Annotated in this window: 10 protein-coding genes; 2 read left to right on the top strand and 8 right to left on the bottom strand. The window is 26.2% G+C overall.

What is annotated here, in order from left to right; genetic code table 11:
- Positions 1-142: 142 nt before the first annotated feature.
- The 3 genes from A500_RS15230 to A500_RS15240 form a co-directional block, all read right to left on the bottom strand.
- Positions 143-931 (bottom strand): ABC transporter permease, encoded by a 789-nt coding sequence (locus A500_RS15230; protein WP_016208460.1) that lies wholly within the window; start codon positions 929-931, stop codon positions 143-145.
- The gene (locus A500_RS15235) at positions 924-1691 is read right to left on the bottom strand and encodes an ABC transporter ATP-binding protein (RefSeq protein WP_016208461.1); all 768 of its coding nucleotides are present in this window, start codon (positions 1689-1691) and stop codon (positions 924-926) included. Before A500_RS15235 ends, A500_RS15230 begins: the two co-directional genes overlap by 8 nt.
- 83 nt (positions 1692-1774) lie before the next feature.
- Positions 1775-2803: an ABC transporter substrate-binding protein gene (locus tag A500_RS15240; RefSeq protein WP_016208462.1), complete on the bottom strand. Its 1029-nt coding sequence runs from the start codon at positions 2801-2803 to the stop codon at positions 1775-1777.
- A gap of 217 nt (positions 2804-3020) precedes the next feature.
- On the opposite strand from A500_RS15240, the gene A500_RS15245 reads away from it, so the two are divergent.
- Both A500_RS15245 and A500_RS15250 read left to right on the top strand, forming a co-directional pair.
- Entirely contained in the window at positions 3021-3377 is a 357-nt protein-coding gene (locus A500_RS15245) for a CidA/LrgA family protein (RefSeq protein ID WP_016208463.1), read from the top strand.
- Positions 3378-3398: 21 nt separating this feature from the next.
- Complete coding sequence (locus A500_RS15250; RefSeq protein ID WP_016208464.1) at positions 3399-4103, top strand: LrgB family protein; 705 nt, start codon at positions 3399-3401, stop codon at positions 4101-4103.
- Positions 4104-4160: 57 nt separating this feature from the next.
- Here A500_RS15250 and A500_RS15255 read toward each other — a convergent pair whose 3' ends face one another.
- The 5 genes from A500_RS15255 to A500_RS19655 all read right to left on the bottom strand — a co-directional run.
- Positions 4161-6113 (bottom strand): DNA topoisomerase, encoded by a 1953-nt coding sequence (locus A500_RS15255; protein ID WP_016208465.1) that lies wholly within the window; start codon positions 6111-6113, stop codon positions 4161-4163.
- 68 nt (positions 6114-6181) lie between these two features.
- Positions 6182-6769: a TspO/MBR family protein gene (locus A500_RS15260; RefSeq protein WP_016208466.1), complete on the bottom strand. Its 588-nt coding sequence runs from the start codon at positions 6767-6769 to the stop codon at positions 6182-6184.
- Between the two features lie 59 nt (positions 6770-6828).
- A complete protein-coding gene (locus tag A500_RS15265; protein WP_242835153.1) occupies positions 6829-8799 on the bottom strand; it encodes a sensor histidine kinase in 1971 nt (656 codons plus the stop codon).
- Between the two features lie 57 nt (positions 8800-8856).
- A complete protein-coding gene (locus A500_RS19650; RefSeq protein WP_051993175.1) occupies positions 8857-9180 on the bottom strand; it encodes a sensor histidine kinase in 324 nt (107 codons plus the stop codon).
- Between the two features lie 53 nt (positions 9181-9233).
- The coding region (locus A500_RS19655) for a histidine kinase dimerization/phospho-acceptor domain-containing protein (protein WP_341349961.1) at positions 9234-9774 on the bottom strand (541 nt) is incomplete at its 5' end.

The raw sequence follows: 9774 nt of genomic DNA on the forward strand, positions 1-9774 counted from the left end.
AAATATTTACAAAAATTCCCCATTAACTAACTTTTTTTTAAGTAAATTAAATAAAAATGTAAAAATTTAGTGCTAACAACATATTAAAATTAAATTTAAAAAGCTAATAATATATACTACTATTAGCTTTTTAAAATCAACATTAATTAATATTCTTTAATTTTTCTTCTAATCTCGAAACAACTTTATACATAACAAAGGCTATTATAGAAAGAATTACTATACTCATCATAACCATATCTAACTGTGAAATTTGACCACCATATACTATTAAGAATCCTAAGCCTTCTCTTGCAACTAAAAATTCACCCATAATTACACCTACCCAGGATAATCCAACATTTATTTTAAGTGCAGAAATTAAAACCTGGATATTAGCTGGAAATACAAGATATTTTAATGTTTGAAATTTTGTTGCTTGAAGTGTTTGCATAAGCTTTAGTTTTCCCTTATCAACTTCATTAAATCCAGTTAAAACTGTTATTATTGTTGTTACTATTGAAATAAGAAGCGCTATTACTATTATAGCTGTCATCCCATTACCCACCCAAAATATTACAATTGGTGCAAGTGCAACCTTTGGCAATGCATTTAGCACTACTAAGTATGGATCTAAAACTTTTGATGTAAAAGGGGATGACCATAATATAATAGCTATAAAGGCTCCAAGTAATGTTCCTAACATAAAACCTAATACAGTTTCATAACAGGTTACTAATATATGCTTTAAAAGTGTTCCTTCTTTTACAAAAGATAAAAATGAATTAATTATTCTAGTAGGGCTCGATGTTAAAAAAGGATCTATCCACTTTAATCTTGCTGCAACTTCCCATAAAGCAATGAATACTACTAATATGGCTATTCTAAATATAGCTACTTTTATTCTATCTCTTTTTATTTTTTTTATATAATTTTCATGTTCTTTACTCATTTACTGCATCAAGCTCCTTCCATAATAAATTAAAGTACTCGTTAAACTCTGGCTCTTTTCTCCTTTGAAATGGAGTTGCTTCAGTATTCTTAAAGTTTATCTTCACATCTAATTTTAAGTTTGCTGGCCTTTTAGTAAGGATTATTATTCTATTTGAAATTGCTATCGCTTCTCCTAAATCATGTGTAACCATAATTGCTGTTTTTCCTTCTCTTTTTATTATGCTTTTCACATCATCACAAACTTTAAGTCTTGTCTGATAGTCTAAAGCTGAAAAAGGCTCATCTAAAAGAAGTACATCTGGATTTAGCGCAAGAGTTCTAATAAGAGCAACCCTTTGCCTCATTCCTCCGGAAAGCTCTGTTGGTTTATGGTCTTTAAACTTTGATAACTGATAATTTTCTAACAACCTATCTGCTCTATCTATATTTTCTTTGCTATCTAAGCCTTTAATCTTTAACCCTAATAATACATTGCTTCTTACTGAAAGCCATTCAAATAAATAATCTTTTTGAAACATGTATCCCATTTTATCTAATCTATTTTTTATATCTTTATCTGTATATAATACATCCCCTTCAGATGGTTTTAAAAGTCCACTAATAATATTTAAAAGTGTTGATTTTCCACATCCTGATGGACCTATTATACTAACAAATTCTCCTTTTTCTATTGAAAAATTTAAATTTTCTATTGCTTTTGTCTCATCTTTTAAAGAATGATACGTTAAACTCACATTTGATATATTTATTAAACTCAAATCTGTGCCCCCTTTCTAATTTATGTAAATCTTGATAGAAAGAAGTTTATTGGGGCTGTCAGAAAGACAGCTCCATTAAAAATTTATTTAGATTTTACGGCTTCTTCTGCAAAAGTATTATTAACAATCTTCTCAAATTCAGGTCTGTCTTGTAACAAACTACTATCATAACCTTCTATTACATCCATTAATCTATTTAAATCTTCTTCTGCAATTGATGGATTAGTTGCTATTGCATTTATTTTTCTATAATTTTTAACAACTGAGACTATTATCTCTTTATCAGTCCCAGGGAAAAATGAAATTATTGAATTAGCTACTTCTTCATCACTATGTGTTTCAACCCACTTTTGTCCTTTATATATTGCATTAGTAAATTTTTGTACTATTTCAGGGTTCTTGTCCATATAAGATTTAGTTGTATAAAAACAAGTATATGGTAAATCTCCAACGGCTTCTCCAATTGAAGCTATTATTTTTCCACTACCTTCTTTTTCAAGCATAGAAGCTGTTGGTTCAAATAAATTAACATATTCTCCAACTCCTGACTTAAAGGCTCCAGCTGTTGCTGTGAAGTCGATATTAGTTACTAATGATACATCCTTTCTAGGGTCTAATCCGTGATTTCTTAACACATACTCAAAAGCCATTTGTGGCATTCCACCTGGTCTCGCCCCTATTATTTCAACCCCTTTTAGATCTTCCCATTTGAAATTTGGATTTTCTTCTCTACCAACTAAAAATGATCCATCTGTTTTGGTTAGTTGTGCAAATAATACTGGATAATCTTCTCTTCCTTGATTGTGTATATATATAGCTTGCTCAGGACCAGAGAAACCTATATCCACATTTTTACTTAAAAGTTGCTGCATTGTTTTGTCTGCGCCTTGACCTGTTGATAAGTCTATCTCTATTCCTTCTTCTTCAAATAGCCCTTCATTTATGGCTACATACATAGGTGCATAAAAAACTGAACGAACTACTTCATTTAACCTAACTTTAGTTAATTCTTTTTTAGGAATTTCATTGTTTTTTCCACATGATATAAAGCTAAAGCTTGTAATTCCTATTAAGGCTACTAATGATACTATTTTTATTAATTTATTTTTCATTTAAACCTCCTTATTTTTTTAATCTCTACTATGATTTATAATATGACACCACAACATATTTTGTTAAAAAATAAGATTTTTTAATTTAAATTATCAATATTATGCACTTTTCAAAGAATTAAACACTGAAAATCCTTCTTGTAAATTTCATTATTCCATTTACATCTTTATTTAATAGTGATAAATTATTAGTTGAATAGTTTAAGGAGGTTTGAAAATGAAAATTTTTAGGGAAGCTCTAATAATTTTGGGCATTTACTTACTTGGAGAACTTATTTCAAAAGGACTTTCTTTACCTATACCAGGAAATATATTGGGTATGATTATATTATTAATTTTATTATGCTGTAATATTGTAAAAGTCGAAAAAGTTGAAACCGTGTCTAATTTTTTCTTAGATCATCTAGCTTTTTTCTTTGTTCCTGCGGGGGTAGGTTTACTAACATCTTTTGATTCGATTAAGGATAGCTTAATACTAATAATACTTCTTTGCATTATTACTACATCTATAGTTATCGTAGTCACTGGATTAACAGTTCAAATTGTTATGAATCTTCAAAAAAAGAAAAACTAATAAGGAGTATGAATCAAAGTAATGAGTATTTTAACTGGAAATATTTTATTCGGAATAGTAATTTCACTAATATCATTTGAAGTTGGACTTTTTATTTATAAAAAAACTAAATTCCCATTATTTAACCCTTTACTGATTTCTATTATATTAATAATTGGATTTCTGATATTATTTAAAGTGGATTTTGATGTTTATAATAAAGGAGGACAATTTATAAATATGTTTTTAGGTCCTGCAACTGTTGTTTTGGCTGTTCCCTTATATAAGCAGTTACAATTATTAAAACAACATTTAATCCCAATATTTATAGGTATTCTATTAGGTAGTAGTGTGGGCATATTTTCTGTAGTATTCTTTGGATATATATTTAAACTGGATAAGCTTATAACTATATCTTTACTTTCTAAATCTGTTACCACACCTATAGGAATTGAAATTACAAATCAACTTGGTGGATTAGCTCCTGTAACAGTGCTTTCTATAATCTTATCTGGAATAATTGGTGCTATAATCGGACCTATTTTATGTAAATTATTTAAAATTAATGAGAGAGTTGCAATTGGAATTTCATTAGGAACTGCTGCACATGCAGTAGGAACAACAAAAGCATTAGAACTTGGTGAAACAGAAGGTGCTATGAGTTCTCTATCTATTGGAATAGCTGGAATAATGACAGTTTTTCTAGCACCTGCATTTTATATAATATTATCAATATTTCTTAAGTAACATTAATAAAGCTCAAAGATTATAAAATATTTATATAATCTTTGAGCTTATATATTTTTATTGATTTTTAATTTTTAGTAATTTGGTGTTTAAAAAACTTATATTAGGATTATTTAAAACCTTTGTAGTATTTTTTCTAGTATAAGCTTCTAACTTAATCATAAATTCTTTAGGCTCTATTTCCTTATCATTTACCATCTTTAATCCTTTTTCCCATGATGCTGTTAAAGATGGATTGAGAAGTGATGGTATAGATACATTTATAACTTCATAAATCATTTCTCCAAGCTCAGTTGGGGTTATAATTTGAGTTTTGTTGTTAGATTGTATATATTGTATATTTATTAATTTTTTAAGTATTTCTGCTCTGGTAGCTGAAGTTCCTATTCCAGCTCCTTTTATATGTTCACGTAATTCTTCATCTTCTATTAACTTTCCCGCATTTTCCATAGCTATTATCATAGATCCAGTTGTATATCTCTTTGGAGGTGATGTTTCACCCTCTTTTATTTCTAATTCATTTATATTTAACTTAGTACCTTTGCGTAAGTTTTCCGGAAAAGATTCTTGTTCTTCATCTTTTTCATTTCCAAGTACAATTAAATATCCTTTATCTATACATATTTTTTTATTTAATATAAAGCTTTCACTCCCCACTAAAATGACAATAGACATCTTACTATATTGAGCTGGTGGATAAAATATAGATAAAAATCTTCTAAGTATAATATAATAAACTTTCTTATCTAAACTAGGCAATTTACTTAAAGTATCTTTTCCTTCTCCTGTTGGTATAATGGCATAGTGATCAGTAATTTTACTATCATCTACATACTTGCTTTTCATTATAGATTTTGAATAATCTTTTTCCAATATTTCAGATGTAACATTAATTAACTCATCTCCTATTGGCATATTTCTAAGTTTTATTATATTGCTTTTTATTCCTTTAGCTACAGCTGTAGATAATACTCTAGCATCTGTTCTTGGATATGTGACCATCTTTTTCTCATATAACCCCTGAACTATTTTTAAAGTTTCATCTGGACTTATTTTGAACCTTTTGGTACATTCATTTTGAAGTTCTGCTAAATTATATAAAAGAGGTGCATTCTTCTTTTCTTTTGTTTTCTTAACCTCATTTACTACTCCAAACCCTATCTCTCTTAAATCTTTAATTAATATTTCAGCATCTTCTTTATTTTTAAATCCCACCTCATTATACAACTTTGGAGATTCAAAATATTTAGATCCTTCTATAGATTTCCAATCACCTTTTATAATAACTTCATCATTATCCTTTATAAATTCTCCAGATATTTTATAAAAAGATGTTTTATTGAAACTCCTTATTTCTCTTTCTCTCTCAACAACCATTCCAAGAACACAAGTCATTACTCTTCCAACTGCTACTACTACATTTTTGTCTTTTTTTAAGGCATTAGCAACTGTTTTTCCATACATAAGAGTTAATAATCTAGAGAAGTTTATACCAAATATATAATCCTCTTTAGCTCTTAAATATGCAGAATGAGCTAAAGAATCATAATCTGATAATAATTTCGCCTCTCTTATTCCTCTTCTTATTTCTTCTTCCGTCTGAGAGTCAATCCAAACTCTCTTTTTTATTTTATTAGGCTTTCCTGCCATATCATCTACTAATCTATAAATATATTCTCCTTCTCTTCCTGAGTCAGTACATACATATATACAATCAACATCTTTTCTATTCATTAAACTGTTAACTATATTAAATTGGTTTGCAGCTGAAGAAATAACTTCATATTTATATTCATTAGGTAAGAAGGGTAAATCTTTCAGATTCCAAAACTTTAATTTTTCGTCATAAGCTTCTGGATAACTCATTGTAACCATATGTCCTACACACCATGTAAAAATACTTTTTTCTCCCTCTATATATCCATTACTTCTTATCCCCTTAACATTGAGTAGCTTTACAAAATCCATAGCTACTGATGGTTTTTCTGCTATAAATAAAGTTTTCCCCATAAAAACTTCCTTTCTAAATGAAATAAACCTTCAAAAGAAGGCTTATTTATATTATACTACATATTAACTTACATTTCATTAAGTAACCAAATAAAATAATTTAAAACTCCTGCAAAGATAAGCCATAGCATATAGGGAGCTATTAAAAATGCAGATATTTTATCTGCTTTAATAAATTTAATAAATGTTATACTTACTAAAACAAACAATATTATAATCCAAAAAAATGAAATTGCGTATAGCTTAAATGTAAAAAATATAAAGCTCCACATTAAATTAAATATTAATTGAACTAGATAAAAAAAGTACGCTCCATTGTCATTTATACCTTCTTTATTTTTCATATATATTCTATATGCAGCTATTCCCATTAATACATATAGTATATTCCATACTATTGGAAAAATAATAGCTGGAGGACTAAAAAATGGTTTTTTTAAAGCCTCATATGTAGAAACAGTATTTTTATTAATATATCCTACAATAAATCCCATTCCTACTGGAATTAATATATTAATTATTAAAGGTATCAATTTAAAATTACCATTAACCTTAAATATATTTAAACCAATATCTTTTTTATTTTTCATTTTTTTAGATTTTTTAATTTTCTTTTCCTTAGATTTTTTATTTGTTTTTTTTTCCTTATTTCTCATTTATGCACCTCTATAAAATATTCATTATTATATATGCATAGACAAGTGTTTTTATGTAATTAAAAATATATATCTGAAAACTCTATATCTATTTTCTCTTTTAGTTCATTAATCTCTATATTATTATTTAAAGATATAACTTCGCCTTTAAGCTCACTATCGTATGGGAATGATATCTTGAAAATATTCCCGTACTTTATTCCTGCATCTATTTTTATTTCTCCATCATGTAATTCAACTAACCCTCTAGTTAAAAATAATCCTAAACCACTACCTTCTGATGGTCTATTTAAAGATGTATTTATTTTAGTAAATTTATCGAATATTACTATTCTTTTATCTACTGGAATTGCTTCTGCGTCATTTATTACTTCTATTATTATTTCATTATTCTCAATCTTCACCATTACATAAATATTACCCTTGTATTTTCCATACTTTAAGGAATTTGATAATATATTCAACATTATTCTTTCTATGTAACTTTTATCGCAGTAAAAATATATTTCTTCATATTGTGGATCAAAAATCAATTTTGTTTCTCTAAGTTTCATATAAAAGTCACATGATAAAACAACATTTTCTATTATATCTACAATATTATAAACACTTTTTTCTATATCTAAAAATCCTTCTGAAAGTTTATTACTATCTATAAAATTATTCACAGTTCTAATTAACCTTAGGCAATTTTGTTTTATTATATTATTGTTCTTATTTATTTTATTTACTTCATCACTTTTTAAATATATATCATTTAGCTGAAGCGCTGAATATATAACATTTATTGGAGTTCTTAATTCATGAGAAATATTTGAATAAAACTCGTCCTTAATATTTTCATCATTTATCCTTTTTTCAAGTTTAACTATTTCTTCCCTTTGCTTTATTATTTCAGTTATATCATTAAATACTAGAATTTTTTTATTATCATTAATTTTTACAAGATCAATTTCTAAATTTCTATTTTCTCCATATTCATTTCTTGTATCTACTTCTATAGTAAAATCATTAATATCATAATTATCTGGATATTCTTCTCCAGTAATCTTGCTTAATATTTTATTTAATTTTAGCTTATTGGAATCATATATTATTTCGTTTACCATATTATAATCTGTTTCCTTATAATCATTGGAGTACACCATAATATCATTTTCAAAAAGTAATAATCCATCTGACAATGCCTTAACAACATCATAATATTTTTTTTCACTTTTTTCTAAGAGTAGATTTAATTCTTTTAACTGTTTTTCTCTTCTCTTAAGACTTTTATTTAAATTGGTTTTAACCTTTTTAGCTCTATTTAAACTTTCATAAGCTCCTTCATAGACACTAGATATCAATATCTCTTCTATTTTGGCATAAACTAAAAAATATGATATTGGCTTAGCTATCCATATAAGAAATGTAAGTTCTATATTTAATATAGCTTCTAAAACAACAAATATATTATTTAACACTATAATTAACGTTACATCTACAATCCATTTATAGTTTTTATCAACTTTATTTTTCTTATAATAATATAATAAAAAGCCAAATAATATTGCTAATATCCCTTGATTCGCAATAATTGCTGAATAAGCATTATATACATCTGTTATGGAAGATATACTACTATACTCAGCTTGTACAAAAGCGAATATAATTGGAGTAATCGTAATAAATACAATATTTTGTACCTTAGGTGAATATCCTTTTTTAAATAATACAATGCTAGATATCATGTTTAAAACTTCTAAATATGTTATAAGTTGAAAAAGTGATAAAGAGCCAAGTATACTATTTATTGAAAAGATATATTCTAAATCTATAAACCTTACTATAGCTATATAGAAGTATCCTATTCCTACATATTTTAGTATTTTTAACTGCTTATTATTAACACCAACTATACTCATTATAAAAATCAAAATTGAAATAGAAAAATTTAACATTTTTATTATAAATATAAACTCATCTGTCATTTTAAAAACTAGATCAATAAAGGTCAATCCTATAAGCGTACCGATAAATACTCTTGACATTAAACACTTATGTTTATAATTAATTTTTTCATTTAACATTTATTTCTCAATCATCCTTTACCTATACAACTTAATAGTAAAAATAGTTCCTTGTCCTATATTACTATTTATTTTTATATCTCCATTTTGAGCTTTTACTAAATTATAAACTACAAAAAGCCCAACACCAAAACCAGTTGAATTACTTTCCCTTGTTCTATTTTCCATTTCATATTTGTTAAAAGCCTTTTTTATAAATTCTTCACTCATCCCTATTCCATTATCACCTATATCTATCAATACATAACTATTAGTACTTTTTATATTTATAAATATAGTTCCCTTTTCCTTAGTAAACTTTAATGAGTTTGATACTAAATTTAATATTATTCGTTGCATCATCTCTTTATCAAAATATACGAATTCCTCTTCTTCTTCTGTATCAAATACAATATCTAATCCACTATTTTTATATAGGTAGATAACGAATTTAAATAATCTTCAATAAATTCTACTATATTATCTAAACCTAAATTTGCTTCTAAATTCTCTGAATCTATTTTACTCATATCAATAAGATTATTAGTAAACTTTGTTAAAATAAAGCAATTTTGCTTACTTAATTCATTGTACATACTCAATTTTTCAATATCATCATTTTGTATTAAAACTTTTTCAAGTTGTATTGCAGAATATATTACATTTATTGGTATCTTAAGATCATGAGAGATATTTGACAAAAAGTTTCTTTTTATTTCTTCTCTCATTTTTATACTTTCTAACTCTTCTTTCATATTAGACAATTTAATTTCTTCTGTTAAATCTTTTAATAGTAATATAAATTCTGATTTTTCAGTGTTTACAGAAAAAATTCTTACTTCTAATTTCTTATTATCTTTATTTATTGTAGTAGAAACTGGTCTGTTATTAATATCTGATATAATATCTCTAATGTCACATTTAAAATCAATATAATTATCTATTCTTCTATTTACT

The sequence above is a fragment of the Clostridium sartagoforme AAU1 genome (genome assembly GCF_000401215.1).
Classification (GTDB): Bacteria; Bacillota; Clostridia; order Clostridiales; family Clostridiaceae; genus Clostridium; species Clostridium sartagoforme.